The sequence below is a fragment of the Yinghuangia aomiensis genome (assembly GCF_039542225.1).
Taxonomy (GTDB): Bacteria; Actinomycetota; Actinomycetes; order Streptomycetales; family Streptomycetaceae; genus Yinghuangia; species Yinghuangia aomiensis.
The window spans coordinates 1-24981 of sequence record NZ_BAABHS010000049.1; the positions used below are offsets into that span (position 1 = coordinate 1).

General features: G+C 70.7%; 26 protein-coding genes and 2 pseudogenes. 15 read left to right on the forward strand and 13 right to left on the reverse strand.

Features of this window, described 5'->3' with window-relative positions; all coding sequences use genetic code 11:
* Nucleotides 1–191 (forward strand): IS3 family transposase (locus ABEA93_RS38020; RefSeq protein ID WP_345680541.1); only part of this gene is annotated, 191 nt, incomplete at its 5' end.
* A 125-nt stretch (nt 192–316) separates the two neighbouring features.
* Here the strand turns inward: ABEA93_RS38020 and ABEA93_RS38025 are convergent.
* Complete coding sequence (locus tag ABEA93_RS38025) at nt 317–730, reverse strand: hypothetical protein (protein ID WP_345680542.1); 414 nt, start codon at nt 728–730, stop codon at nt 317–319.
* Nucleotides 731–810: 80 nt separating this feature from the next.
* Here ABEA93_RS38025 and ABEA93_RS42250 point away from each other — a divergent pair.
* Nucleotides 811–888 (forward strand): annotated as a pseudogene (locus ABEA93_RS42250) (IS5/IS1182 family transposase); the annotation flags it as partial.
* A gap of 222 nt (nt 889–1110) precedes the next feature.
* Nucleotides 1111–1695 (forward strand): DinB family protein, encoded by a 585-nt coding sequence (locus tag ABEA93_RS38035; RefSeq protein WP_345680543.1) that lies wholly within the window; start codon nt 1111–1113, stop codon nt 1693–1695.
* Between the two features lie 143 nt (nt 1696–1838).
* Here ABEA93_RS38035 and ABEA93_RS38040 read toward each other — a convergent pair whose 3' ends face one another.
* The 3 genes and pseudogenes from ABEA93_RS38040 to ABEA93_RS38050 form a co-directional block, all read right to left on the reverse strand.
* On the reverse strand, nt 1839–2030 hold the full coding sequence (locus ABEA93_RS38040) for a DUF397 domain-containing protein (protein ID WP_345680545.1): 192 nt from the start codon (nt 2028–2030) through the stop codon (nt 1839–1841).
* Complete coding sequence (locus ABEA93_RS38045; protein WP_345680546.1) at nt 2027–2842, reverse strand: helix-turn-helix domain-containing protein; 816 nt, start codon at nt 2840–2842, stop codon at nt 2027–2029. The genes ABEA93_RS38040 and ABEA93_RS38045 overlap by 4 nt, the downstream gene beginning before the upstream one ends.
* Nucleotides 2843–2986: 144 nt before the next feature.
* Nucleotides 2987–3124, reverse strand: a pseudogene (locus ABEA93_RS38050) (acyl-CoA dehydrogenase family protein); the annotation flags it as partial.
* 352 nt (nt 3125–3476) lie between these two features.
* Here ABEA93_RS38050 and ABEA93_RS38055 point away from each other — a divergent pair.
* Both ABEA93_RS38055 and ABEA93_RS38060 read left to right on the forward strand, forming a co-directional pair.
* Entirely contained in the window at nt 3477–4754 is a 1278-nt protein-coding gene (locus ABEA93_RS38055; RefSeq protein WP_345680547.1) for a hypothetical protein, read from the forward strand.
* A 346-nt stretch (nt 4755–5100) separates the two neighbouring features.
* Nucleotides 5101–5826 (forward strand): leucine-rich repeat domain-containing protein, encoded by a 726-nt coding sequence (locus ABEA93_RS38060; RefSeq protein WP_345680548.1) that lies wholly within the window; start codon nt 5101–5103, stop codon nt 5824–5826.
* A gap of 273 nt (nt 5827–6099) precedes the next feature.
* On the opposite strand, the gene ABEA93_RS38065 is transcribed toward ABEA93_RS38060, so the two are convergent.
* Nucleotides 6100–6669 (reverse strand): GNAT family N-acetyltransferase, encoded by a 570-nt coding sequence (locus ABEA93_RS38065; RefSeq protein ID WP_345680549.1) that lies wholly within the window; start codon nt 6667–6669, stop codon nt 6100–6102.
* Nucleotides 6670–6930: 261 nt separating this feature from the next.
* Complete coding sequence (locus ABEA93_RS38070; protein ID WP_345680550.1) at nt 6931–7368, reverse strand: nuclear transport factor 2 family protein; 438 nt, start codon at nt 7366–7368, stop codon at nt 6931–6933.
* 103 nt (nt 7369–7471) lie between these two features.
* Between ABEA93_RS38070 and ABEA93_RS38075 the strand changes: the two genes are divergently transcribed.
* On the forward strand, nt 7472–8059 hold the full coding sequence (locus ABEA93_RS38075; RefSeq protein WP_345680551.1) for a TetR/AcrR family transcriptional regulator: 588 nt from the start codon (nt 7472–7474) through the stop codon (nt 8057–8059).
* Nucleotides 8060–8167: 108 nt separating this feature from the next.
* On the opposite strand, the gene couO is transcribed toward ABEA93_RS38075, so the two are convergent.
* The 5 genes from couO to ABEA93_RS38100 all read right to left on the reverse strand — a co-directional run bounded on the left by couO (nt 8168) and on the right by ABEA93_RS38100 (nt 14489).
* Nucleotides 8168–9052, reverse strand: coding sequence for a 4-hydroxyphenyl-beta-ketoacyl-CoA hydrolase (gene couO, locus ABEA93_RS38080; protein WP_345680587.1), 885 nt, complete (start codon nt 9050–9052; stop codon nt 8168–8170).
* A gap of 115 nt (nt 9053–9167) precedes the next feature.
* On the reverse strand, nt 9168–10142 hold the full coding sequence (locus ABEA93_RS38085) for a 3-hydroxyacyl-CoA dehydrogenase NAD-binding domain-containing protein (RefSeq protein ID WP_345680552.1): 975 nt from the start codon (nt 10140–10142) through the stop codon (nt 9168–9170).
* The gene (locus tag ABEA93_RS38090; protein ID WP_425585249.1) at nt 10139–12118 is read right to left on the reverse strand and encodes an acetoacetate--CoA ligase; all 1980 of its coding nucleotides are present in this window, start codon (nt 12116–12118) and stop codon (nt 10139–10141) included. Before ABEA93_RS38090 ends, ABEA93_RS38085 begins: the two co-directional genes overlap by 4 nt.
* 11 nt (nt 12119–12129) lie before the next feature.
* Nucleotides 12130–12942 carry a crotonase/enoyl-CoA hydratase family protein gene (locus tag ABEA93_RS38095; protein ID WP_345680554.1) on the reverse strand — a complete coding sequence of 271 codons (813 nt, stop codon included), beginning with the start codon at nt 12940–12942 and terminating at the stop codon, nt 12130–12132.
* Nucleotides 12939–14489 carry an acyl-CoA synthetase gene (locus tag ABEA93_RS38100; RefSeq protein ID WP_345680555.1) on the reverse strand — a complete coding sequence of 517 codons (1551 nt, stop codon included), beginning with the start codon at nt 14487–14489 and terminating at the stop codon, nt 12939–12941. Before ABEA93_RS38100 ends, ABEA93_RS38095 begins: the two co-directional genes overlap by 4 nt.
* 134 nt (nt 14490–14623) lie before the next feature.
* On the opposite strand from ABEA93_RS38100, the gene ABEA93_RS38105 reads away from it, so the two are divergent.
* The 4 genes from ABEA93_RS38105 (at nt 14624) to ABEA93_RS38120 (ending at nt 17399) form a co-directional block, all read left to right on the forward strand.
* Nucleotides 14624–15091 (forward strand): MarR family winged helix-turn-helix transcriptional regulator, encoded by a 468-nt coding sequence (locus tag ABEA93_RS38105; RefSeq protein WP_345680556.1) that lies wholly within the window; start codon nt 14624–14626, stop codon nt 15089–15091.
* A gap of 185 nt (nt 15092–15276) precedes the next feature.
* Complete coding sequence (locus tag ABEA93_RS38110) at nt 15277–16056, forward strand: nucleotidyltransferase domain-containing protein (RefSeq protein ID WP_345680588.1); 780 nt, start codon at nt 15277–15279, stop codon at nt 16054–16056.
* Nucleotides 16057–16101: 45 nt separating this feature from the next.
* Nucleotides 16102–16467 carry a hypothetical protein gene (locus ABEA93_RS38115; protein ID WP_345680557.1) on the forward strand — a complete coding sequence of 122 codons (366 nt, stop codon included), beginning with the start codon at nt 16102–16104 and terminating at the stop codon, nt 16465–16467.
* Nucleotides 16464–17399 carry a metal-dependent hydrolase gene (locus ABEA93_RS38120; RefSeq protein WP_345680558.1) on the forward strand — a complete coding sequence of 312 codons (936 nt, stop codon included), beginning with the start codon at nt 16464–16466 and terminating at the stop codon, nt 17397–17399. Before ABEA93_RS38115 ends, ABEA93_RS38120 begins: the two co-directional genes overlap by 4 nt.
* A 48-nt stretch (nt 17400–17447) precedes the next feature.
* On the opposite strand, the gene ABEA93_RS38125 is transcribed toward ABEA93_RS38120, so the two are convergent.
* Entirely contained in the window at nt 17448–18125 is a 678-nt protein-coding gene (locus tag ABEA93_RS38125; protein ID WP_345680559.1) for a TetR/AcrR family transcriptional regulator, read from the reverse strand.
* A 195-nt stretch (nt 18126–18320) separates the two neighbouring features.
* Here ABEA93_RS38125 and ABEA93_RS38130 point away from each other — a divergent pair, with 195 nt between their 5' ends.
* The 4 genes from ABEA93_RS38130 to ABEA93_RS38145 all read left to right on the forward strand — a co-directional run bounded on the left by ABEA93_RS38130 (nt 18321) and on the right by ABEA93_RS38145 (nt 22648).
* Complete coding sequence (locus tag ABEA93_RS38130) at nt 18321–19544, forward strand: DegT/DnrJ/EryC1/StrS family aminotransferase (protein ID WP_345680560.1); 1224 nt, start codon at nt 18321–18323, stop codon at nt 19542–19544.
* Nucleotides 19545–19710: 166 nt separating this feature from the next.
* On the forward strand, nt 19711–20316 hold the full coding sequence (locus ABEA93_RS38135; protein ID WP_345680561.1) for a dihydrofolate reductase family protein: 606 nt from the start codon (nt 19711–19713) through the stop codon (nt 20314–20316).
* Between the two features lie 114 nt (nt 20317–20430).
* A complete protein-coding gene (locus ABEA93_RS38140) occupies nt 20431–21108 on the forward strand; it encodes a hypothetical protein (RefSeq protein WP_345680562.1) in 678 nt (225 codons plus the stop codon).
* A 121-nt stretch (nt 21109–21229) separates the two neighbouring features.
* Nucleotides 21230–22648, forward strand: a complete 1419-nt coding sequence (locus ABEA93_RS38145) for a TerD family protein (RefSeq protein WP_345680563.1) — start codon at nt 21230–21232, stop codon at nt 22646–22648.
* 113 nt (nt 22649–22761) lie between these two features.
* On the opposite strand, the gene ABEA93_RS38150 is transcribed toward ABEA93_RS38145, so the two are convergent.
* The gene (locus ABEA93_RS38150) at nt 22762–24237 is read right to left on the reverse strand and encodes a phosphotransferase family protein (protein WP_345680564.1); all 1476 of its coding nucleotides are present in this window, start codon (nt 24235–24237) and stop codon (nt 22762–22764) included.
* 277 nt (nt 24238–24514) lie between these two features.
* Here ABEA93_RS38150 and ABEA93_RS38155 point away from each other — a divergent pair, with 277 nt between their 5' ends.
* Nucleotides 24515–24967, forward strand: a complete 453-nt coding sequence (locus tag ABEA93_RS38155) for an HIT family protein (RefSeq protein ID WP_345680565.1) — start codon at nt 24515–24517, stop codon at nt 24965–24967.
* Nucleotides 24968–24981: the final 14 nt, after the last annotated feature.

Here is a 24981-nt window from a genome sequence, read left to right on the forward strand (position 1 = left end):
CGTTCTTCAGCCTGTTGCAGAAGAACGTCCTCGACCGCCGATCGTGGACCACTCGCCAGGAACTGCGGACCGCGATCGTGACTTGGATCGAGAGGACTTACCACCGCCGCCGTCGACAAGCCTCGCTAGGCCGACTGACCCCGGTCGAATACGAAACCGTCATGGCCGCGCCAGCCGCCCGGGCTGCGTGACCGCACCTGTCACCCAAACCTGCATCAGACCCCACAGTCTGCTCCTTCCGAACGTGTAGCTGCAGGTTCCCACCCGCAACTACACGTTGGCTAAGAGTTGTCCGGTAATCCCACGAGGCTCAGGGTCATGCTGTGTCCGGCACGGCGCCGACGGCGCCGGCCGAGCGAAGCGAATGCCCAAGGTCTCCGGTGAGGATGCGGGGATGTCGCCGCCACCACCACAGTTCGGGGGCGGGCAGCCGGTGGAACTTGTCGAGTGCTTGGCCGTCGTCGTCGACGGTCACCGCCTTGTATCGGTCGTCCAGAGCCTTGATCTGCGGGGTCCAGAGCTGGACGACGTGTTCATCCAGCAGGAGCCACGCCTCGTGCAGCCAGTTTCGGCAGCAGAGGTCGTTGGTGTACTCGTAGATGTCGTCGCCGTAGCCGCGCTCGACGGCGCTGACCAGGGCGGCCCACGCGTTCACCCGTTCAGCAACAGTGAACGCCGTGCGCCAACCGCGCTGGTGCAGCAGCTCTCCCACCTCGGTTTCCGTAGCCACGAGCCTGAGGCTCTCACGCCGAACCCGCCCGGACGCCGCGCGGTCGAAGAACTATCGGTACTTCACGAATCACCAGGTCGTCAGACGCCAAGACTGCCGTCGGCAAGACCTGCACGATCGCCGACGGCGGCTACCCGGGCACCGGACGCCTCATCCCCCTCGCCGGGTAAGTGGGCGGGCTACACGACCACCGAACATGCCCCAGGCGACTCGGAGGTCATTTACGGGACGCCCCTTGGAGGGCGTCTCACGTGGCACGTTCCGCAAGCTTCTTGGGTAGCTCAGGGTGGTGGCCATGGCCAGGCTTCGGCTCTGCCGGTCGTTGCGGTCCACGTACGGCATCTTGAGGCCACGAGCAGCCCTTGGCAGGCTCATGCCGCATGATCGATGAATTCGCGAAGAACAACCTGCACGGGAGACTACGGCGGGACCGCAAGGCGCTGCTCTGGAAACTCGACGGTCTGTCCGAATACGACGCCCGCCGACCTTTGACAGTGACCGGGACCAACCTCCTCGGCCTGGTCAAACATGTGGCAAGCGTCGAGGCCCGGTACTTCGGCGAGGTCTTCGACCGGCCGTCCCCGGAACCGCTGCCCCGGTGGCAGGACCACGAGGGCAGCGATCTGTGGGCGGCCGCGGACGAGGCGCGCGATCAGATCATCGAGTCCTACCGGCGCACATGGGAACACTCGGACGCGACGATCGACGAGCTTGCCCTCGATGCCCCCGGCGTCGTGCCGTGGTGGCCGGAGCCTTATGCGCACACGAACCTGTTCGCCATCCTGGTCCACGTCCTCGGCGAGACCAACCGGCATGCCGGGCACGCCGACATCCTGCGCGAAGGTGTCGACGGCCGAACCGGGATGCGCCCCGAACACGAGACGCAGATCGATCAGGACGCCCGCACTGCTTACTGCGCGAAGATCGAGCAGGCCGCCAGATCAGCCGCATCTGTCCAGGCATAGAAGGCTGTCCCACGTCACTTGATGTCGAGCGGCATGATCGCTGTAGCTGGACTCATGCCACGCCAGTTCGCCACTCACAGCCACTCCTCCCGAACGTGCAGTTGCAGGTGATTACCCGCAACTACACGTCGGCTACGCGAAATTCAGCCCAGCGGGTGGCTCGCCGTCACCGAAACGAGGGCATCCCACGACTTGGCGGTGACCACCAACCGAGGGCCAGCGACGACCTTGGAATCCCGAAGGAGCACGACGCCTGGAAGGCCCGCGACCTCGACGCAGTCTCCGCCCTCGTTGTCGCTGTAGCTGGACTTACGCCAAGCCAGTTCGACGTTCACAGCTGCTCCTCCACCTCGGCGAGATACCGCGCAGAGTCCTCGGGGTTGAGGGCCCGTGCCTGGATCATGCCATGGTGTTGAGCCAACTCGTGGATGGTCTCCAGGTCGGTGTACAGGGCGCTGGTCTTCGCCCCTTCCACATAGGCGAACCGTTCGTGCTCACCGGATTCCAGCAGCACCACCGGCCCGATGAGGCCGAGCGTCGTACCGCCGTCCGCCCGAAGCACCTGGATTTCGACGTTGCGCAGTCGGCCGACATCGAGCAGGTGCTGCAACTGGCCCTTCATAGCCTCGCGTCCGCCGACCATGCCGCGTAGCGCGAATTCGCAGATGACGAAGCCGAATTGTGCATAGGGCTTGCGCGTCAGCTTCTGCTGGCGCTGGAGGCGTGCAATCACGCGCTCCTCGATGGTCTCGTCGTCCAACGGCGGGTAGCACTCGCTGATCAGCGTCCGCATGTACGCCTCAGTCTGCAACAGCCCCGGGATCAAGGTCGACCCATATGCGTTGATGCAGATCGCCGCTGCCTCGGCATCCATGAACTCATGTGTCCGCGCGGGGAATCGCTCCGGCTTCAAGTAGTCCTGCGCGGCGACGAGCAGCCCGTTCGCGCTGCACATCTCGTCGGCGACCGTCAGTACGTGCAGCGTCGCCCGGCGGCGGCCCTGCTCCATCGACTTGATCGTCTCGGCGCCGTACCCCGCCTCCTTCGCCAGCTCCTCCCGGCTGACGCCCGCGCGCATGCGCCACAACTTCACCTGATTCCCGCAGTACCGCCAGGCCATCGGCGGCTGGGAACTCGTCTCCGTCATGCTCTCCTCCTGCACGACCTCGCCGGGACGGCACGCTCCGTACCCAACCAACTACGCGCGATGCTAGGCACAGAACCGGAGGCGGGAGCGCACAACTTCGGAATCTCCACACAACAACCACCGCCCGGGAGGAAGCAGCGGCGGTCAGCCTGCGACAGCCCTCCCGATGACCTCCTTCATGATCTCGGTCGTCCCCGCGTACAACGTGCTCCCCCGCGCGTCCAGGAAGTCCCGCGCCACCGCGTACTCGGTCATGTAGCCGTAGCCGCCGTGCAGTTGCAGGCAACTTCCCTGTTCGCGGCGATGCAGGCCTACAGCGAGGAAGTCCTGCGCCGTGCCGACGGCGAGCTTCGCGGCCGTGTCGGCCTTCGGCGGGGCGGTGATGTTCAGGCACGGCCCGCGATGACGTGCACACGCACGACATTCGCCCGTCTGGCGGTCCGGGAGTGCGCCAAGCCTTCGCTGTCCGCAAGCTGGGTTTGCGTGGCCTGTCCCGGAGGCTGACTCCGGTGTGGGCTTCATGCCCCGACCAGAATGCTCGGCCGAGGCGGCGATGTGCGGGTCGATTGCCACGCAACCCCGCCACGGCCCGCCTCACCTGGGCGCCCACCCGCCGAAGAAACAGGGATTTGCCATGGCCACGACCGTCTCCGGAATTCCGCCGTCCCAACTCGCCGACTTCGCCGGCGTGTACACCACCAACACGGGGAGCTGGGGCACCTTGTTCTCGCCGCTGATCGTGAACGACGACGGGACGTTCAATGTCGCCGGCGCGCTCGCCACCCCTACATACGTCCCCGAGAACAACGTCTGGGGCTTCGGCCCGTTGACCGTCACCGGTGTGTCGCAGACCGCCACGATCAGCGGCCAGATCGGCTTCTTCCCCGGCACCCCGGCAACCTTCAAGGGCGCGGTAACGGTCGAGGGCTTCTCGAAGACCTACCTGATCGGGGGGACTCAGCTCACCGACGTGGTGGCACCGGTCCTCGCGGCGGCCGTGAACGCGGCCGGACTCCTGGACGTCGGCGACCGCATGACCATCACCGCGGACAACGGCAGCTTCCTCGTCGTGGCGTCCGACGGGTCCATCAGCGCCACCGGCGCCCAGTCGGACGCGGCCATGTTCGTGGTGACCACCATCGGCACAGCGCTCACCCTGGCGACCGACGCGGGCCAACCGGTCACGGTCGACGCGACCGGCCAGCTCAAGGCCATCGCGGACGCCACCCCGACCAGCTTCGTCGTCGACCTCTCCTGCACCGGCAACGCCCTGTTCTCTGTCGCGGACGGCGGCTACTGGACAGTGGGCGACGACAGCGCGGTCCTGGTCGATCCCGCCACCACGCTGAGCAACGCGATGCAGTTCTCTCCCCAGGTCCAACCCGTCTCGTTCGAGGAATTGTGCGCCCGCCACGGGATCGACCCGGAGGCGCTCACCGCCGTTAGCCCGTGCACGCAGGCCCAGGCGATGCTCGCCGTCAGCGTCGTCAACGGACTCTTCGTGGCTGCGGGGCTGGGCCCGTTCATGCTCGCTTCCAAAGCCGCGTCGCGTATGGCCGCAATCATGATGAGCGCCCCGACCCTGTTGCAGAAGTTCGCGGCCGCCGCACCGCAGATCGCGAACAACCCGAGCAACCTCGCCGCCATCACCGCACCGCTGCTGGTGGCCGTGGCCGCGACCGGGAACCTGCTGTGGCTCCTCTTCAAGTCCGTCCTCGTCGCGTCGATCTGGGCCACGCTCTTCTGGGCCGCGGCGAAGGTCGCCGAGATCGTCTTCCTGATCGAGGCCTTCATCGCCGAAATCATCGCGGCCGTCGCCGTGTGGGGCATGTCGGTGCTCAAGAGCGCCGTCAACGTGGTCGAGCAGTGCCCGAACGCGGCAGCGCCGCTCCCGGGGGGCGCGACAACCTGAAGACACAGCCGAAACCCGCGTCGCACGCCCAGCGCTTGCGGCGGTCGGGTCGTCCCCACGTACTCGCGACGCGCCGAGGTCCTGGTATCGCAACCGGAGGGCAACCCGACCGCGTCGCCTGAGCCGCACATGGCCGTGACTTGTCAGGGAGGCGGCCCGGGCCCGCGATCACCAGCTACCGACGCCGCTCCGACCCCCACGGACACTCCGACCGAACTCGGCTGCCGCGTAACCGGACAGTGGTGGCGGGGTGGGGCCGGGTGGGCGTGGTGCGCGGCCGCCGGCCCGTCGCCGCTGTGTGAGGTTCCGGACGAGAATCGGAGCCCAGACTGCTGACGACGGGGAGATGGCCGTGAGGCACACGCTCAACTTGTGGCGTCAAGAACTCGGAGAGGTGCCGGAGTCGGTCTGGCGGCAGTCCGAGCTCGATGTGCTGATCCTGGCGGACAACGGACTCACGGCCCTCTCGCCGGAGATCGGGCAGCTCCACCGGCTGAAGACCCTGGACCTGGGCCACAACGCGCTGACGTCGGTGCCCGAAGAACTCGGCAAGCTGACCGAGCTCAGCGACTGCCTCTACCTGCACGACAACCAGCTGTCTCGGATCCCCGACTCTCTGGGGAACCTGACCCGACTGCGTTACCTCAACGTCGGTGAGAACGCGCTCACCAGCCTGCCGGAGACCATCGGGGCGATGGGCGGCCTCATCGAGCTCAGGGCACAGCACAACCGGCTGACCAACCTGCCCGATGCCATCGGCCGGCTCCGCTGCCTGCGTGAGCTGTGGCTCCGTGGGAACGCGATCGAGCACTTGCCGTCGTCGGCAGCCGAGCTGCACGAACTGCGTCACCTGGACCTACGCGAGAACTCCCTGACCGACGTTCCCGAGTCACTGGTCGGCCTCCCGCGACTGCGCCAGATCGACCTGCGGGGCAATCACCTCCGCGGGCTGCCCGATTGGCTCACGCTGATGCCATCGCTGGAGAAGCTGGATCTGCGTTGGAACGGAGTCGATCCCTCCCTGCCGCTCATCAGCGAGCTGGAGCGGCTGGGGTGCGTCGTCCTGACCTGACAGCGACGACCTCCTCGCGCCACAGCGCTGCTGTTCCTCGGGTTCCGACTCAACTTCCGGATGCTGTTGGTGATCTCGCCTTCGTTCGCCACGCTGACGCCCCATGCTGCCCTGTCCTCGGGAGCAGCCGTGGTCCGACCCCTAGGGAGTGGGACTGCTGTCAGCGCCTGAGGCGTGAACGGCACCAGTCCAGTTCAGCGAGGATGTCGTTGACCCTGCTGTACAGCCGCGTGTCCCCGGAGATCCGGCCGTGGCGGCGCGTCATCGACGGGCTTAGCCCTGTCCTTGCTCCGGCGGTGCTTGATCGGCGAGGTCGAGGCGCCAGTTGTTGCTGCGCATGAAGGTGCCGCTGCCCGGGGGGTATTCGAAGTCGCAGGCGTCGATGAGGGTGAACCCCAGGCGGTTGCAGAGCGCGTTCGAGGGGGCGTTGTCGACCGACGGGAAGGCGTGCAGGCCCCGGGGGGTGTCGGGTCGGCGTGCGACCTCACGCACGATGGCGATCAGGGCGGTGCCGGCTGCGGCGGCGATGCCGCGGCCCTGGTAAGGCGGTAGGACGTTCCAACCGGTTTCGTAAACCTGTTCGCCTTGCCAGTCACGCTGGTGGTAGGCGATGCTGCCGACCATTTCGTCGCCGAGCACGATCGCGAACATGCAGCCGCGGCCGGTTTCGGGCATGGCAAGGTAGCGGCGGTGCCGGTCGAGCAGCTTCCCCTCCGGTTCGGGCCCGCCGACGTGGTGGCGCATGTGCGGGGTATTGATCCGCCGCAGCAGGCCGAGCGCGGATTCCGACCACGGCTTGAGGTGCACGTCCATGCCGCGCAGCCTCGCAGGTCTCGGCATCATCGGGCATCTCATTTCCGGCCCGCTTCCCGCGATGCGAGGAGCCGTTGTCGACGACCCAGAAGACGCGTCTGGCGCTTGCGTAGGGTTCAGTGGTCATGACCTGGGTGACCAGGTTCATGAAGGGCACGGTCCCCATCTTGGGCTCGCAGCGGCCGATGACCTTCGCGCGGTGGACGTCGTAGGCGGCTGGGTTGGCCGGCTCGGCAGTGGTCGTGGATATCGGGCAAGCGGCGGCCACGGGCACGGCAGGCGGACTGAAAGCTATGCCGCAGTCAGCCCGGCGAGAAGGTCATGGACCATGTCGAAGGCGATCGCGCCGTCGAGCGGGTTCGAGTAGGTGCGCGACCAGATGATCAGCCCGCCCCGGACCCGGGCGATCATGACGATGTCGAACGCGAAACGCTTCCCGGTGGCGACGACCCGGCCGTGGAGCCTGTGCTCGGCGACGACGACTTCCGGGTCGGCCGTCTCGTGGATGTGGACGTTGTCCACGGAATCGAACTCCTGCAGCCCGACGGCCCCTCGGAGATGGGCCCGGAACGCCTCGCGCCCCGCCTCCTGCTGAGGCGCGCCCGGCGGTAGGAACGGCATCTCGAAGACGGCATCCTCGGAGAACACGTCGGCCATTTCCTCGGTCGGCCCATTGGCCGTGAGGCGAAGAAGATGGTCGACGACCTCGCGTGATGTGGCAGCAGGCATGGGACACTCCTCATGAAAGAAAGCGGGGCGACCGCCCCGGTAAGGACTATACGGGGCGACCGCCCCGGTTGTCTTCAGGGCAGAACCTCACATCGGAGGACCATTGAGAACCGAGCGACCCCTGCGAGCCGACGCGCGGCGGAACAGGGAACGGATCCTGCTGGCGGCGCGACACGCCTTCGCCGCCGAGGGCATCGGTGTGCCGCTGGATGAGATCGCCCGCCGGGCCGGGGTTGGACCGGGCACGGTTCATCGCCATTTCCCGACCAAGGAGGCGCTCTTCGAGGCGGTTGTCGTGGAGCACCTCGAACAGCTGACTCGCGACGCGCGCGAAGCTCTGGAGGCCGACGAGGCCGGATCCGCGTTCTTCGCCTTCCTGATCCGGATGACCAGCGAGGCCCACGCCAAGCAGGACCTTGCCGATGCGATCGCCGGCGCCGGGGCCAACCTGGGGAGTGCGACCCTGCGGGTGGCCGCTGACCTGCGGGAGATCTTCGCGGCGCTACTGGAACGCGCCCAGCGCGCCAACGTGGTGCGGACCGACGTGGACGCCGCGGATGTGCAGGCAATCGTCCTGGCCGCGCTCACCGCTCAACGCCAACGTGCCGACACAACCCGACCCGACCGCCTTGCGGCCCTGGTTTTCGACTGCCTGCGGCCCAACGATCCCGTCGCGCGCTCGCAGAGATAACCCGTCAGGTCACAGGGCGGCGGCAGACCGGGAACTCCTCCGCGGCTTCAGACATCTGGCTGTCACAAGATCCCCGTCAACCCCCGAAGGAGTTGAGGATCAGACCACTCAGCCACGGGTCTCGGCCTTCTCCAGTCCCAGCGCCCGGACCGCGTTCTCCTTGAGGATCAGCGGCCGCACCTCGTCCTTGATGTCGAGCTGCGCGAAGTCGGCCATCCACCGTTCCGGGGTGATGACCGGGTAGTCGGAGCCGAACAGCACCTTGCGGCGCAGCAGGCCGTTGGCGGCACGGACGAGTTGCGGCGGGAAGTACTTGGGCGACCAGCCGGACAGGTCGATGTAGACGTTGGCCTTGTGGGTGGCGATGGAGATCGCTTCGTCCTGCCACGGGACCGACGGGTGGGCGAGGATGACCGTCAGGTCCGGGAAGTCCGCGGCGACGTCGTCGATCAGCATCGGGTTCGAGTGGCGGAGCTTGATGCCGCGGCCACCCGGTAGTCCCGCGCCGATGCCGGTCTGGCCGGTGTGGAAGAGCGCGGGGACGCCGGCTTCGGTGATGGCCTCGTACAGCGGGTAGAACGCCGTGTCGTTGGGGTCGAAGCCTTGCAGGCTGGGGTGGAACTTGAAGCCGCGGACGCCGTGCTGCTCGACGAGGCGGCGGGCTCGGGCGACGGCGGCCTTGCCGGCGTGCGGGTCGACGGAGCCGAACGGGATGAGGATGTCGGCGTGTTCGGCGGTGGCGTCGGCGATTTCCTCGCTGGACAGCGCCGGGTGGCCGGTCGCCGCCGCGGCGTCGACGGTGAAGACGACGGCGGCGGTGCGGCGGGCGCGGTAGTGCGCGGCGATGCGTTCCAGCGTCGGGGTGCGGTCCTGGTCGGCTTTGAAGTAGGCGGCGGACGCGTCGAGGAGTTCCTGGTCGAGCGCGTAGCAGCCGTGGCCGTCCTGTTCGACGTGGACGTGCACGTCGATGGCGTCGAGGGCGCTCAGGTCCATCAAGGGGTCCATGGGGGTCTCCGGGAGGTGGGCGTGGTGGCGGGACGGGTGGGACGCGTGGCAGCGCGTCCCGCCCGTCCCGCCACGTCCGGACGGCGGATGCGGGCCCGCCGGGTCAGGGCAGGTCGGACTCGGCCTTGGCGGCGAGGAGGAGCTGCAGGAGCGCGTCGCGGCGCGCGGCGAGGTCGGTGCTGTCGGTGCCGGCGAGGGCTTCGTCGACGCCGGCGACCAGCTTGGCGGCGAGTTCCGGGGTGAGCGACGGGTCGCCGAGGTCGCGCCACCAGGCTTCGGTGGGTGGGCCGAGGTGTTCGAGGACGTGCGCGATGCCGCCGGGGCCGCCGGACAGGTGCTGGTTGGCGAACGGACCGAGCAGCGCCCAGCGCAGGCCGGGGCCGTAGCTGATCGCGGTGTCGATGTCGGCGACGGTCGCGACGCCGCGGTCGACGAGCGAGTACGCCTCCCGCCACAGCGCGGCCTGCAGCCGGTTGGCGATGTGCCCCGGCAGCTCCTGCCGGACCCGGATCGGCTTCTTGCCGATGGCCGTGTAGAACGCCAGGGTGCGGGCGACGACGTCTTCGGTGGTGCGCTGCCCGGGCACGACCTCGACGAGCGGGATGACGTGCGGCGGGTTGAACGGGTGTCCGATGAGCACGCGTTCGGGGTGGGCGGCGCAGTCCTGGGCGATGGCGGTTGCGCCCATGCCGGACGAGCTGCTGGCGAGGACGACGTCGGGGCGTGCGGCCTCGTCGAGGCGGGCGAACAGGGCGCGCTTGAAGTCCTCGCGCTCCGGTCCGTTCTCCTGGACGAAGTCGGCCGCGGCGGCGGCTTCGGCGGCGTCGCCGGCGAACGACAGCCGGTCGGGGGACGCCCCGTCGGCGACGCCCGCGGCGAGCAGGGTCGGCCAGTGCGCGGCGACGTCGGCGCGCAGCCGGTCCTCGGCGCCGGGTGCCGGATCGGCGGCGACCACGTCCAAGCCTCGGGCCAGGAAGTACGCGGCCCAGCTCGCCCCGATGACACCGGTGCCGATCACCGCGACCCGCCCGATACCCGAGAGACCCGAGAGACCCGCGATACCCGAGGTGCCGGTCATGCCGTCCTCCGTTCCGCGGCGAGTGCCACGAACACGTCGAGGGACGCCGGATCGGCGAGCGTGTCGGGCCCGACGACGTCCGCGACCGCGGCACCCAGCAGGATGCGCTTGACGGGCAGTTCGAGCTTCTTGCCGGTGCGGTTGCGCGGGATCGACGGGACCGCGGTGACGGCGTCGGGCACGTGCCGGGGCGAGAGCGCGCCGCGGAGTTCGCGGACGATGCGGTCGCGCAGCCCCGCGTCGAGGTCGGCGTCTGCGACGGGGACGACGAACAGCAGGAGTTCGCCGTTGCCGCCGTTCGGGTCCTCCAGGTGCACGACGATGCTGTCGGCGACCTCGGGGATCTCCTCGACGACGCGGTAGAACTCGGCGGTGCCGAGGCGGACGCCGCCGCGGTTGAGGGTGGCGTCCGAGCGTCCGGCGATGACGCAGCTGCCGTCGGCGGCGAAGCGCGCCCAGTCGCCGTGCCGCCACACGCCCGGGTAGGTGTCGAAGTAGGCGGCGCGGTAGCGGGATCCGTCGGTGTCGCCCCAGAAGCCGACGGGCATGGACGGCATCGGGACGGTGATGACGAGTTCGCCGAGGTCCCCGACGATGACGGTGCCGTGCTCGTCGTAGGCGGCCGCCGCCACGGCGAGCGCGGGCCCGGAGATCTCGCCCGCCCGCACGGGCTGCCACGGGCCGCCCTGCACGATGCCGCTGCACACGTCCGTGCCGCCGCTGCCCACGTTGAGGAGAACGCGGTCGCCGAACTGCTCGTGCACCCAGCGGTAGCCCTCGGGCGGGAGCGGGCTGCCGGCCGCGCCGATCTGGCGCAGCGCCGACAGGTCGTGGTCGCGGCCCGGGTTGAGCCCGGCGCGGCGGCAGGCCATGAGGAAGCCGGGGCTGGCGCCCATGAGCGTCGCGCGGGTCTCCTCGGCGATGCGCCACTGGAAGTCGAGGTCGGGATGCAGCGGGTTGCCGTCGACGAGGACCGGGCAGGCGCCCACGAGCAGACCGGAGACCAGGGCGTTCCACATCATCCACGCTGTGGTGGTGAACCACAGCATGCGGTCGCCGGGGCCGAGGTCCCAGCTGAGCGCGTGGTTCTTGAGGTGTTCGAGGAGGATGCCGCCGTGGCCGTGCACGATGGCCTTGGGGCGGCCGGTGGTGCCGGAGGAGAACAGCACGTAGAGCGGGTGGTCGAACGGGACCTGCACGATGCCCGGGTCGGCGTCCGCGGGCGGGGTGGCGAGGAGGTCGTCCCAGCCGACGGTGTCGTCGAGGGTGTGCGGGCCGTAGGGCACGGACACGACGGCGCGGAGCGTCGGCAGGCCGGCGCGGATCTCGTCGACGGTGGCCCGGCGGTCGATGTCCTTGTCGCCGTAGCCGTAGCCGGGGATGGCCAGCAGGACCTTGGGCTCGATCTGCGCGAACCGGTCGACGACGCTGCGGGCGCCGAACTCGGGGGCGCAGCTCGCCCAGACGGCGCCGAGGCTCGCGGTGGCGAGGAACACGACGATCGTCTCGGGGATGTTCGGCAGGTACGCGACGACGCGGTCGCCGCGGCCGACGCCGAGCCGCTGGAGTCCGGCGCGGGCGCGGGAGACGCGGTCGCGCAGGTCGCCCCAGGTCAGGTCGACGCGGTCGCGGGTCTGCGAGTAGGCGATCAGCGCGGGGGCGTCGTCGGCGGCACCGGCGCCGCGCAGCGCGTGCTCGGCGTAGTTGAGCTCGGCGCCGGGGTACCACCGGGCGCCGGGCATGCCGCGGTCGGCGAGGACGCCCTGGGGGCGGCCGGTGAACCGGACGTCGAAGAACTCGCGGACGGCGTCCCAGAATTCCGCGGGCTTGGTGATCGACCACTGGTGCAGGGCCTGGTAGTCGGCGAAGTGCCGGCCGTGCGCGGTGCCCTGGTGGCGGACGAAGCGGCCGAGTTCGGTGGTGTCGAGCACGTCGGCGGCGGGGGCGCGCAGCAGTTCCGCGGTGTCGGGGTGCATGGCGGGGGCGGTCACGGGCGGCCGACCTTTCCGGCGCGTCCGTCGAGGAACGCGCGCATGCGGCTCTTGGCTTCGTCGCTGCCGGAGGCGACGGCGGCCATGAGGGCTTCGAGGAGGTATCCCTCGGCGGGGTTGGCTTCGGCGATGCGCGGGAGGGCCTGGAGCACGGCGAAGTTGGTGATCTCGGCGTTTCCGGCGATGCGCGTGGCGAGTTCGAGGGCCTTGTCGAGTCCGGTGCCGGGCTCGGCCAGGTACTGGGACAGGCCGAGGGCTTGGCCTTCCTCGGCGTCGACGACGCGGCCGGTGAGCATCATGTCGGTCATGCGGTGGACGCCGATGAGGCGCGGGACGCGGACCGAGGCGCCGCCGCCGACGAACAGGCCGCGCTGTCCTTCGGGAAGCGCGTAGAAGGTCGTCGCTTCGGCGACCCGGATGTGGGCCGCGCAGGCGAGTTCGAGCCCGCCGCCGACGACCGCGCCTTTGAGGACGGCGACGACGGGCACGCTCCCCCGTTCGATGCGTTCGAAGGCGCGGTGCCACATCCGGGAGTGGCGGAGTCCTTCGAACGTGTCGCGTTCGGTGAGTTCGGCGAGGTCGAGTCCGGCGCAGAAGTGGTCGCCCTCGGCGTCCAGGACGATGGCGCGGACGTCGGCTGGAGGTGCCGCGAAGAACGCTTCGAGGCCGAGGACGGTGGCGTCGTCGAGGGCGTTGCGCTTGGCGGCGCGGGACAGCCGGACGACGGCGACGGCGCCGTGCCGCTCCACCCGGAGCGAGGCGGGCAGGGCGGGGCTGGCTTCGGCCGAGTGGACGGCGGGGCTGGTCATGGGGTTCCTTCCACGTCGGCGAGTTCGGCCGCCGCCCGGGCGCGCAGTTCGACGCGGCGGATCTTGCCGGTCGCGTTGGCCGGGAGCTCGGTCACGAAGACGACGTACTTGGGGATCTTGAAGCGGGCCAGGTTCGCGGCCAGGTGGGCGCGCACCGCGGCCTCGTCGAGGACGGCGCCCTCGCGCGGTTGCAGGTAGGCGGCGCCGACTTCGCCCCAGCGGGGGTCCGGGACGCCGACGACGGCGGCGTTGGCGATGCCGTCGAGTTGCAGGAGGACGGCTTCGACCTCGGCCGGGTACACGTTCTCGCCGCCGGAGATGATCATGTCCTTGACCCGGTCGGTGACGGACGCCCAGCCGTCGGCGGCGACGGTGAGCAGGTCGCCGGTGCGGAACCAGCCGTCGACGAACGACGCGGCGGATTCCTCCGGCCGGTTCCAGTAGCCGGAGAACACGTGCGGGCCGCGGACGAGGAGTTCGCCGGGGATGCCCTCGGGTTCGGCGGGGCGGCCGTCGCGGAGCATCGCGACGTCGGTGAAGAAGTGCGGCACGCCGACCGCGACGGGGTGGTCGGCGGCACCCGCGGCGGGCGCCATGTAGACGCCGGGCGAGGCCTCGGTCATGCCGTAGCCCTGCTGGAGGCGTACGCCGCGGTCGAGCCAGGCGCGGGCGACGCGTTCCCGCACGGGCGAGCCGCCGTACACGACGCCGGTCAGGGAGCCGAGGTCGGCTTCGGCCCAGCGCGGGTGCTCGCACATCATCTGGAGCATGGTCGGGACCGCGGAGAAGCTGGTGATGCGGGCTTCCTCGATGCGGCCGAGGATCGCACCGGCGTCGAACTTCGCGACCGGTTCGACGCTGCCGCCCTTGAAGAACACCGGCAGGGTGATCTGGCCGAGCCCGGTGGCGTGGAACAGCGGCGAGATGCACAGCGCGCGCTCGTCGGGCCGGATGTCGATGTGGGCGAGCTGGTTGACGGTGTTCCAGGTCAGGTTGCCGTGGCTGAGGACGGCGGCCTTGGGACGGCCGGTGGTGCCGGAGGTGTAGAGCAGCACCGCGGGGTCGTCGAGGTCGACGGGCGGCGGCCCGGCGAGCCCGGGTCCGGCGGCGACGGCGGCGTCGATGTCGGCGACGGGGATCCGCAGGCGGAGGGAGTCCGGCAGCGGGGCGGCGGAATCGAGCAGCGCGTCGGCGTCCGGGCTGTGCACGAGGACCGCGGCGCCGGAGTCGTCGAGCATGGAGCGGATCTCGGGGCCGGACAGGCGGAAGTTGAGCGGGACGGCGACGGCGCCGAGCAGCCACGTGGCGAAGAACGTCTCGAACGTGGCGGCCGCGTTGACGCCGAGGTAGGCCACCCGGTCCCCCGGGCCCACGCCGTGCGCGGCCAGGTGGCCGGCCAGGCGGGCGGTGCGGTCGGCGAGGTCGCGGTACGTGAGGGCGCGGCCGCCCTCGACGAGGGCCGTGCGCTCGGGGGTGATCCGGGCGCGGCGGGCGGGCCAGGTACCCAGCCCGAAGTTGGCGCGGGTGCCCTCAGCTGCGGTGTTCATCGATGGGTTGTCCTCCGCGTCGAGGCAATGACAGGATTCCTTATATCAAGATTCCGTGCAATGGTCACCGGTCGGGACGGAAGTTTCGTCATGCGAGACTCGGGGCGCACATCCGGCGATGAGGAGTGGGGACGATGGCGCCGCAGGCCATGGAAGACGACACGCAGGTCGAGGCCGCCCCCCTGCTGCTGTACGCGGTCAAGCAGGTCGAACTGGCCGTCCGCGCGCACCTCGACGAGCTGCTGCGGCCGACCGGCATCACCGCCCTGCAGTACACGGCGCTCACCGTGCTCGACCGGCGCGACGGTCTGACCAGCGCCGAACTCGCGCGCAACTCGTTCGTCACCCCGCAGGCGATGCGCGATCTGGTGACCGCGCTGGAGAAGCGCGATCTGATCACCCGCCGCCACGACCCGGCGCACCGCCGCCGCCTGCTCATCGCCCTCACCCCGACCGGCCAGGCCCTCCTCAGCGCCACGCGCGACGATGTCGCCGCCCTGGAGGAACGCATGCTCGGCGGCCTCAGCACCCCCGAACGCCACGCCTTCCGCGACTACCTGAACCGCGCCCGCACCGCCCTGGCCGGCGGCCCGGCACAGTAGGCGGGACACCGGCCCGGCGACGGGGAGCAGTCGGCGGCGGTCGTCCGGGGCGGGCATCACATGGTCCTGGGATGTACGGCGATATCACCCCATTCTCCGCCGGCATCACGCTGGGCCTCGGCACTGCGGTGCCCGCGAGGCCTAGGCTCGCGGCGTCCGTGTTCCGCCCCGCCCCGGGAAGCCGCATGCCGCTGGAGATCGACGCCGCCCACCTGTCCGCGGTCGTCGCGGCGCAGCCCGACCCGCTGGTGTTCGCGACCGTGTCGGGCGCGCATCTGTACGGGTTCCCGTCCCGCGACTCCGACATCGACCTGCGCGGGGCGCACCTGCTGCCGCTCGCCGACCTGGTCGGGCTGCGCGAAGGCGAGCAGACCCGGGCGCGGATCTGGGAGGCGGACGGCATCGAGAACGACCTCGTGACGCACGACCTCGGCAAGTTCGTCCGCCTGCTCCTGCGGCGCAACGGCTACGTCCTGGAGCAACTGCTGTCGCCACTGGTCGTGCACACCACCGCCGTCCACGCCGAACTCGTCGATCTGGCACCCGCCGTGACGACCCGTCATCATGCGCACCACTACGCCGGATTCGCCCGCACGCAGACGCGCCTATACACCCGCACCGGCGAACTCAAGCCGCTGCTGTACACCTTCCGCGTCCTGCTCACCGGCATCCACCTCATGCGCACCGGCGCGGTCGTCGCCGACCTGGGCGAACTCGCCGGGACGTGGCCCGCGGAGGCCCCGCCGTACCTCGGCACCCTCGTCGCGGCCAAGCGCGAGGCCGAACACGCGGGCGCCGCAGGGCTGGTGGACGCCGACACCGCCCACGCGGACATCGAGCGGCTGCACGCGGTCCTCGAATCCGCGCGGGACGCCTCCGCGCTCCCCGACCGGCCTTCCGCCTACGACGCGCTGCACGATCTGCTCGTGCGCGCCCGGCTGCACGGACTCGACAGCGGCCGGTAATCGCTAGGATCGCGGCCGTTGCGGACCGCGTACCGAGGGGGCTGGATGCCGACCGGGCACGACAGATCGACCGACGACGAGGCGGACGCGCCGGGCGAGACGGAACCCCCGATAGCCGCGGACGGCGGTGACGAACAGTCCCCGCCGGCGCCCCCGGACGAGCCCGCCGCCGAGGCCGATCCGCCCGCGGAGGACGACGCCGCCGAATACCGCCCCGAAGACGTCCGCGAAGGCGTGGTCGACCTGGTGGCCTACGTGGTCGGCGCGGCGGGCCTGATCCTGCTCGGCTACTTCACGCAGCGCGACGTACTCACGTGGACGCGCGGCCCGTTCGTGGTCGTCTGCATCATCCTCGCGGTGCATTGGATAGGCCGGCGCATCCAGGCCGGGAAAACGGGGGATGCCGGGTGAGCTGGGCCGCGCACGAACTGGAGAGCTACGTCCTCCAGAAGCACATCAAGACCAAGGTCTCCTTCCTCGCGATCCTGCTGGGCTGCTTCTGGCCCGACATGATCACCAAGGGGACGGTCTACGGCTTCGACGCCTTCGGGTGGCACTTCCACCCCAAGAACCCGAACCTCTACCACCGCGGTTGGCCCGGCGTCGGCTTCACCCACTCGCTGTTCTACGGCGTCGTCGTCGCACTGCTGGTCCTGTGGATCACCAAGAGCCGCCAGTGGGCCCTCGGCCTGCTGATCGGCCATTGGGCGCACGTCTTCACCGACATCTGCGACAGCGTCGGCGTCATGCTGTTCTTCCCGTTCAGCACCCAGCACTACACGATCGGCATGTGGGCCTACGCCGCCCAGCAGGGCCGCTACGGAGACGCCGCCGCCTACTACTCCAGCCTCGGCGGCGTCTGGGACCTCTTCTGGCTGCTCATGGTGCTGGTGAGCTGGCGGGTCCTCACCCGGAACTACTTCTTCACCCGGGTCGTCGCGGACGACCCCGTCTGGCCGTGGTTCCGGCGACGGCTGAAGATGTCCGAGGTGCTGATGCTGGCCCTCTACCGCGCGTACTTCCTCTACGGCGCCTGCCGCATATTCGCGTGGTTCTTCTGGGCCCGCTTCATCGAGAAGGCCCCGCTCGACCTGAGCTGGGGCGGCCCCTACTGGGTCACCAAGGTCAACGTGGAACAGCCCTCGTGGGGCGAGTTCCTCTTCAACGCGGCCTACGGCGCCGCGGCCCTGGCCGCCGCCATGGCCCTGCTGTGGTGGGCGGTCGGCCGACGCCTGTGGCGGCGCGCGGAGGCCCACGACAAGGCGAGGGCGAAGAACCCGCCGAAAGCCGGGCGGCTTCTCGTCCCGGCGGCCCGCTCCGCCGAGTCGCAGCACAGCAGTTGAGGCCTTCCTTCGACCGCCCGCACCGCGTCGGGCGGTCGGCGGCGGCGTTCAGGCGCCGTCGGCCGCGGTGCCCTCCGCAGCGCCGCCGACCACCGCGGTGCCGTCCAACCCGCGGATCCCGTCGGCGAATTCGGCCAGGCAGCGGACGGCGAGGTCGGCAGGGACGTCCGGTTCGCCCGGCACGGGTTCTTCGCGGTCGGCCCAGGCCTCGACGGCGATGCGCAAGGCGTGGATGGCCGCGGCCGCGGTGAGGCGGGCTTCGAGATCGTCGGCGGCGCCCCAGGCGAGGATGCGGTCGCGCAGGCGGTCCTCGGATTCGTGGATGACCTGGTACCAGACCGCGCGCAGCGTGCTGTCCTCGCGGGCGGCGCGCAGCAGGCCGCGGAGGTGCGCGAGCGCTTCGGGGCCGCCGAGGCGTTCGCCGACCAGGGCGGCGCGGGCGGCGTCCGCGAAGGCGTCCGGCAGCGGGGTGCCGGGGGCGGTGGCGTCGAGGAGTGCGGACCAGCCGGCCGCGCCGGCCGCGAGGAGCGGGCGTACCGCGTCCTGCTTGGCGCGGAAGTAGCGGTAGAAGGTGCGCACGGCGACGCCCGCCTCGGCCGCGATCTGCTCCGCCGTGGTCGCTTCGACGCCTTGCCGCGCGAACAGGCCCGCGGCGGCACGCGCGATGTCGAGTTCGGTGGCGGCCTTGCGGCGGGCGGTGAGCGAGTCGGCACGGGATGCGGTCACGGGCACCAGGGTACGAGCTGCCACTGCGGCATCCCACGCCAATCCGGCACGGCACGCCAGAAGGACGGGTACAGCACAGCCGCTCTTGCCTCCTAATCATGGCCATGATAGCCATGTTTTAGCTCCGGGGTTGTGCGGCGTTACGGCCGCGCGCCCGGGCCCGCACACGACTGCCGTCCCGCAGGAAGGACCCCCATGCCCGAGAACACCTCCCCCGCCCCCGACGACAAGCGCGTGCTCTACATCTCCGCCGTCTACGACGAGGCCGAGATCGAGGCGGTCAACCGCGTGCTGCGCAGCGGGAAGCTCGGTATCGGCGCGAACGTCGCGGAGATGGAGCGCCGGGTCGCGGAGATGACCGGCAAGCGCCACGGGATCATGTGCAACTCGGGCTCGTCCGCGCTGTACCTCGCGGTCGAACTGCTGGACCTGCAGCCCGGCGACGAGGTCATCACCTCCCCGCTGACGTTCTCCACCGACGTCGCGCCGATCGTGCGCGCGGGCGCCGTGCCCGTGTTCATCGACGTCGAGCCCGACACGTTCAACGTGGACGTGTCGCTGCTGGAAGCGGCGGTGTCGGACAAGACCAAGGCGATCCTGCTGCCGAACCTGGTCGGCAACGCGCCCGACTGGGACGTGATCCGCGAGGTCGCCGACCGGCACGGCCTCAAGGTCGTCGAGGACGGCTGCGACTCGCTGGCGCCCAAGCTGCGGGGTACGCCGACCGCGACGCGCGCCGACATCTCGGTCACCAGCTTCGCGCTGTCGCACATCATCACCGCGGGCGGCACCGGCGGCATGGTCCTGCTCGACGACGACGGACTGCGCGAGCGCTGCCTGCTGCTGCGCCGCTGGGGACGCCGCTCGGAGACGCAGGTGTTCGGCGGCGGAGGCGAGCGCAGCTTCTGGGAGGACCTGGACGGGATCGCCTACGACAGCGGCTTCATCTTCGACGAGCTGGGCTGGAACTTCGAGCCCAACGAGATCAGCGCGGCCTTCGGCGTCGAACAGTTGAAGAAGGTGCCGGTGAACTTCGCCCGCCGCCGGCGCAACTTCACGCTCTACAGCGACTTCCTCGCGCAGTACCCGCAGTACTTCATCCTGCCGCGCGAGCTTGCGGACCTGGAGACCGCCTGGCACACCTACACCTTTCAAATCCGGCCGGACGCACCGTTCACCCGCGCCGACCTCCAGCAGTACCTGGAGCCGCGCGGCGTCGACACCCGCACCGTGTGGACCGGCAACATCACCCGCCACCCCATGCTGAAGAACGCCGGCTACCGCATCGCCGGCGATGGACTGCCGAACGCCGACCAGGTCATGCGCCAGGGCATCCTCGTCTCCGGCAACCACGGGCTCGGCGACGCGGACATCGCCCGCGTCACCGGACACATCGCCGACTTCCTGAAGACGCTGTGACGATGTGCCCCTGTGACGAAGTGATGGTGTGACGAAGTGACGGCCTCGGGGGTCCGCGGCGGCGGCGACACGCCGCCGCGGATTCCCGCGCCTCCCGCCGATGAGTTTCCGGCCCCGGCAGAGTCTGAATCTGCGACAGCACGCACCGGACGCCGGAGGACCCGCCATGCGCAAGATCACCGCCAGCCTGTTCATCGCCCTCGACGGCGTCGTGGACGCCCCCGACCAGTGGCACTTCCCGTACTTCAGCGACGACATGGGCGCGACCGTCGCCGCGTCGATGGACCGGGCGGACACCATGCTGTTCGGCCGGGAGACGTACGACAGCTTCGCGGGCGCCTGGCCGGTCCGGGAAGCGGCCGGCGGCGAGGACGCGGGCTTTGCGAAGACGATCGGCGACATGCGCAAGATCGTGCTGTCGCACCGGCCGCTCACCTTCACGTGGCGCAACTCCGAGCAGTTGCAAGGCGACTTCGTGGAGGCCGTCACCGCGCTGAAGAACGAGCCGGGCGGCGAAATCGCCCTCAGCGGCTCGGTGTCGGTCGTCCGCCAGCTCCTCGCCGCGGGGCTGCTCGACGAATTGCACCTGCTGGTTCACCCGATCGCCGTCCGCAAGGGCACGCGGCTGTTCGACGAAGGCGACGCGCCGATCCCGCTCGCGCTGGCCTCGTCGACCGTGCTGGACAAGGGCGTGGTGCACCTCGTCTACACGCCGTCCGCCGCGGCGCCGGAGGCCGGCTACGAGGAAGCCAAGCAGCACCTGCCGCAGTGACCCGTCGCGGAATCCCGGTCGGCGCGCACCCCGGCTTCACCCTCTAGGGTGATCCGTGCGGGCATGGCGACGTGCCCCGCACAACCGGTTCCACACACAGCGGGGAGGCGCACGGTGCTCGCGGACCTTCGGCTTGAGGCGGGGGGCGGGCTGCGGGCCCGCAAGGGAGTGTCCGACCGGGAGGCGGCTCGGCTGCCCACGGGTTCGTCGCGCGACCCGGTGGTGCAGTACCGGGCGCGCGGCGGCCGCACACACGACGAGATCGCCTTCCTGGAGATCGAACGCCGCGACGGCATGCAGAAGTCGGGCTGGCGCCGAGTCGTCGTGTGGGCCGATGCGGCGCACACGACGGCGCTCGCCGTCGTCGAAACCGAAGCGGCCGAAGGCACACATGCCGTCTACCGCATCGTCGACGGCTACGGCGCGCCGCTCGCCCGGGTGACCCGCCGTCAGGGCGGCGTCCTCCGGATGCGGCGCACCTCGTGGCTGGCCGAGACACCCGACGGCACGACGCTCCGCGCGGTCAAGGGCGGCGTGTTCGGGTGGATCATGTTCTGGTTGTTCTCGCCGCTGTGGGCCGCCTTGTTCGCCGCCGCGCTGCTCGGCGGGGACGTGTGGCGGATGCCCGTGAACACGATCTGGCGCCGGAACGGCGCACCGGTCCTGCACTTCACCTCGGCGGAGTCGACCTGGCAGGACTTCGCGGTACGCGCCGACTGGGCCGACGGCCGGCTCGCGGTCGCGCTGGTGGCACTTCAGCACACGCATCTGCCCTGGCGCGACCGGCTGTAGTCCGAGCGGCACCCCTCGGGTCGGGAGCTCGGGTCGGGAGCTCGGGCCGGGAACCACCGCCTTGTGCCGTTCGTCCCCAACCCGAGAGGGCGGACGTCGGGGGACGCCGCGGCGACGAGGGGTGGACACCACAATGCCGGAGCAGCTCGCCAAGGGCGCGAACCATCCGCTGAGCGCGCCTTCCGTGGTCGTCGAACTGGCCACGGCCGCGGCGGTCGACGTCTCCGCGCTGCTGCTCGACGCGTCCGGATCGGTGCGCTCCGACGCCGACTTCGTGTTCTACAACCAGCCGTCGGCACCCGGCGTGACGTTCCGGCCGGGCGCGCCGGGAGCGGCCGCGTCGGTACTGGTCGACACCGTGGGGGTGCCCGCGGACATCGTCCGGGTGGTCGTGGTGGCGAGCCTCGACGGCAACGGCCCGACGACGTTCGGAGCGGCCGGGGCGGTCCAGGCCTCGGTACGCGACGCCGCGTCCGGCACCGACCTGGTCGTGTTCGCCCCGCCCGGCCTCGGCGCCGAGACCGCGCTGCTGCTGCTGGAGATCTACCGGCGCGGCGACGCCTGGAAGGTCCGCGCGGTGGGCCAGGGCTACGCGAACGGCCTGGCGGGCATCGCCACCGATTTCGGCGTGGCGGTGGACGAGGAGGACGAACCGGGCCCGGCAGCGGCTTCGCAGGCCGCCGGGGCCCCGACGCCCGCTCCGGCCTCGTCGCTCGTGGCGGCGCCGCAGACACCGTCGGTATCCGTGTCGCCGAGCCCGTCGACGCCCCCGGCGGCCCCGACGCCTCCGCCCGCGGCTTTCCCGCCGGCCCCTGGCGCCGCCCCCGCGGCTTTCCCGCCGGTCCCGAGTGCCCCGGGCACCCTTGGCGCGCCGCCGAGTGCGCCCCCGGCCGCGTTCCCCCCGGTGCCCGCGCCTCCGACCGCACCCGCCGGACCGGCGCCCGCCGCCTCCCCCGCACCGGTCAACCTCGACAAGGGCCGGGTCACCCTCACCAAGAACCAGTCCGTCTCGCTGGTGAAGTCCGGTGCGCCGCCGCTGACCTGCGTGCGCATGGGGCTCGGCTGGGACCCCGCGCAGCGCGGCATGCGGGTCGACCTGGACGCCTCGTGCATCGCGTTCGACATGCACGGCGGCAAGCTCGACACCGTGTGGTTCGGCAGCCTCACCGGCCTCGACCGGGCGATCGTGCACTCCGGCGACAACCTCACCGGACGCGGCGAAGGCGACGACGAGGTCATCAAGGTCCACCTGGACCGGCTGCCGCCGCAGGTCGCCGCGCTGGTGTTCACCGTGAACTCGTTCTCCGGCCAGAAGTTCACCGGTGTCTCCCGCGCGTTCTGCCGCCTGGTGGACGACCGCGACAACACCGAACTCGCCCGCTTCGAACTCGCCGAATCCGAGCCGACCACCGGCCTGCTGATGTGCAAGCTCACCCGCACCGGCGATACCTGGACGATGACCGCCCTCGGCGAGTTCAGCAAGGGCCGCACCGTTCGCGCCATGGTCAAACCGGCCCGCGAGGCCCTCCTGCGCCGCTGACTCCCCTTCGGCTGCGCCGCGGGGGCCGGTGCCGGCGGCGAGGCCTGCGGTGGTCGGCAGGGGTTCGTTCGTGTGCAGTCGGGTGAGGGCGATTGCGGCGCTGTCGTCCGGTGTCAGAAGGGCCCCAGGCGCGGTTGCCGGGAGGGCCGCGCCTCGGGATTCCGGTGTATGGCCGGGCCGACGTCCTGGACCGGATCGCTCGGCGGCCCCGTTGTGGGCGGTCGTGCGGACGTTGTGCCAGGGTCCATCGGGGAGAGCCCCGCAGAGCAGGCGGGGGAGGGTTGCTTCCCGCTCGCCTGTTGTGCGGCCTTCGTCGGTGGGTCCTGCTGTTGTGCGCTCTGATGCCGGGGCGCCTGCTGTTGAGGGTTCGGTTGGCGCGCTGCTGCCGCCCGAGTGGGTTCCGCCTCGTGGGCGGCCTCCCACAGCATCGCCTCGACGTCCGCGGCCTCGACTGTGCCACCGTCACCCAGACGGCGCCTGACGTAGTCGAGCAGCGGTGTGCTGCGCTCGACGACCTCCTGTACATGGCCCTCGATGCCGTTCCGGTGCGTCACCTTGCCTTCGTGGATCCGGAGGAGTCCGATGTGCAGGCGGGCGGGGCCGTGGACGTTCGCGGCGATGAGATAGGCCGCTTCCAGGTCCTCCTTCGTTCCCTCGGGCGCCAGCCGGGGGTCGATCCGGCGCATGCGCTCGACGCCGTGGTCCACGAGTTCCGGCGGCACTCCGTCGCCGGTGCCCACCGTGGCCATCGTCCACGCGAGGTCGTGCACCCAGTCGCCGGGCTCGGCCAGTTCGATGTCCAAAGCGCGGACGTCGCGGCCCCGGACCAGCACGTTCCCCGGGTTCAGGTCGCCGTGCAGGACCACGGGAGGCCGGTCCTGGAAGGCGTCGGCCAGTTCATGGAGTTCGTCCAGGTACAACGGGAGCCCGAGCCGCTGGTACCGGGCCGCCAGCTTCTCGCGGTTGGCGTCCAGCCATCGGTCACTTCTGGCGATCCGCTCATGCGCGCCGGCCGAAGCCGTCGTGTACTTCGGGGCGCTCTCGGGCGCACGCGGAGTCCGGCGGACCTGCGCGAAGCGGGCAATGGCCTCGACGACCAGCGGGAGCTGTTCGGGCACCCGCAGCTTCTCCCCCGGGAAGAAGCGGTGGACCTGCCGGCCCGCCGCGTCGGCGTACAGCAACTCCGGTAACAGGACGTGCAGTGGCTGCTCGCCGCGGGCCTCCGCGGCGGCCGCTTCCTCGGCGTCGGTCCGGGCGAGCTCCTTGCCGAGGACTTTCAGCGCCTCGGCCTCGTCCCAGCGCCGCGGAGGGCCCGTCCCGACCTGCCGCACGTCGGTGCGGACCAAGAAGTCGCCCCAGGCCGAGGCAACCAGCACGTTCTCGTGGCTGCCGCCCGCCATGAGCCGGGGCACACCGGCGGGATGCCGTGCGACCAGGGTGTCGGCGTCCGCGGCCTTGAGACCCAGCCGACTGCCATATCTGGCGACGAACTCCCGTGTCCGCTGCGCCCGATTGTCGATGGTCAGCAGATCACGGCATTCATCCGCGATTCCGACGATGCTTTTGGCGGGCCTCTGGGACAAGGCCATGTGGCGCTCCGTCGGTGGGAGGGGGTCGCAGGCTCGGGCGTGCGGCGGCAGGCGTCACCGTAGCTGTTGGGGGTCGTGGGTGTGCCTGCGGCGCTTTGGGTCCGCGTGTACGGGACAGTGGCGGCATGTTCACGTCCCGGCCCGGAGCCGCGGACACTGCCGCACGGCGGCCGCCGCGCCGGCCGACGGTGCACCGGCGCTTCCCGATCTGGTTGTGGCACGGGCCTCCTCGTGGAACTCGGTGAAGGCGCACCGGACACGGCCTAGCATCGGCGGCATGGGCGTTCCCGAAGGGTGTTTCACCTGTCGTCAGGAAGCCCGGGGTGTCGAAGCCGCGCCCTGGGAGGCGATCGCCGGTGACGGGTATTGGCGTGTCGCGCATGCGATCGGGGCGGGCATTGTCGGGTGGCTGGTCCTGGTGCCGCGGCGGCATGTCACCACGATTGCCGAGTTGACGGATGACGAGGCGGCGGCGCTGGGTTCCTGGCAGGTGCGGCTGTCGCGGGCGCTGCACGAGGCCACCGGCTGTGTGAAAACCTACGTAGCGCAGTTCGCCGAGGCGGAGGGCTACGCGCACGTGCATTTCCACGTCGTGCCGCGGCCGCCGGGGCTCGGCACCGAGCAGCGCGGGCCGGGGATCTTCGCGTCGGCGTTGGGGCGGAGCCCCGGTGTGCCGGAGGCCGAGATGGACGCGCTGGCGCTCCGGCTGCGCGCGCTGCTGGCGCCCTAGACCAGGGTGTCTAC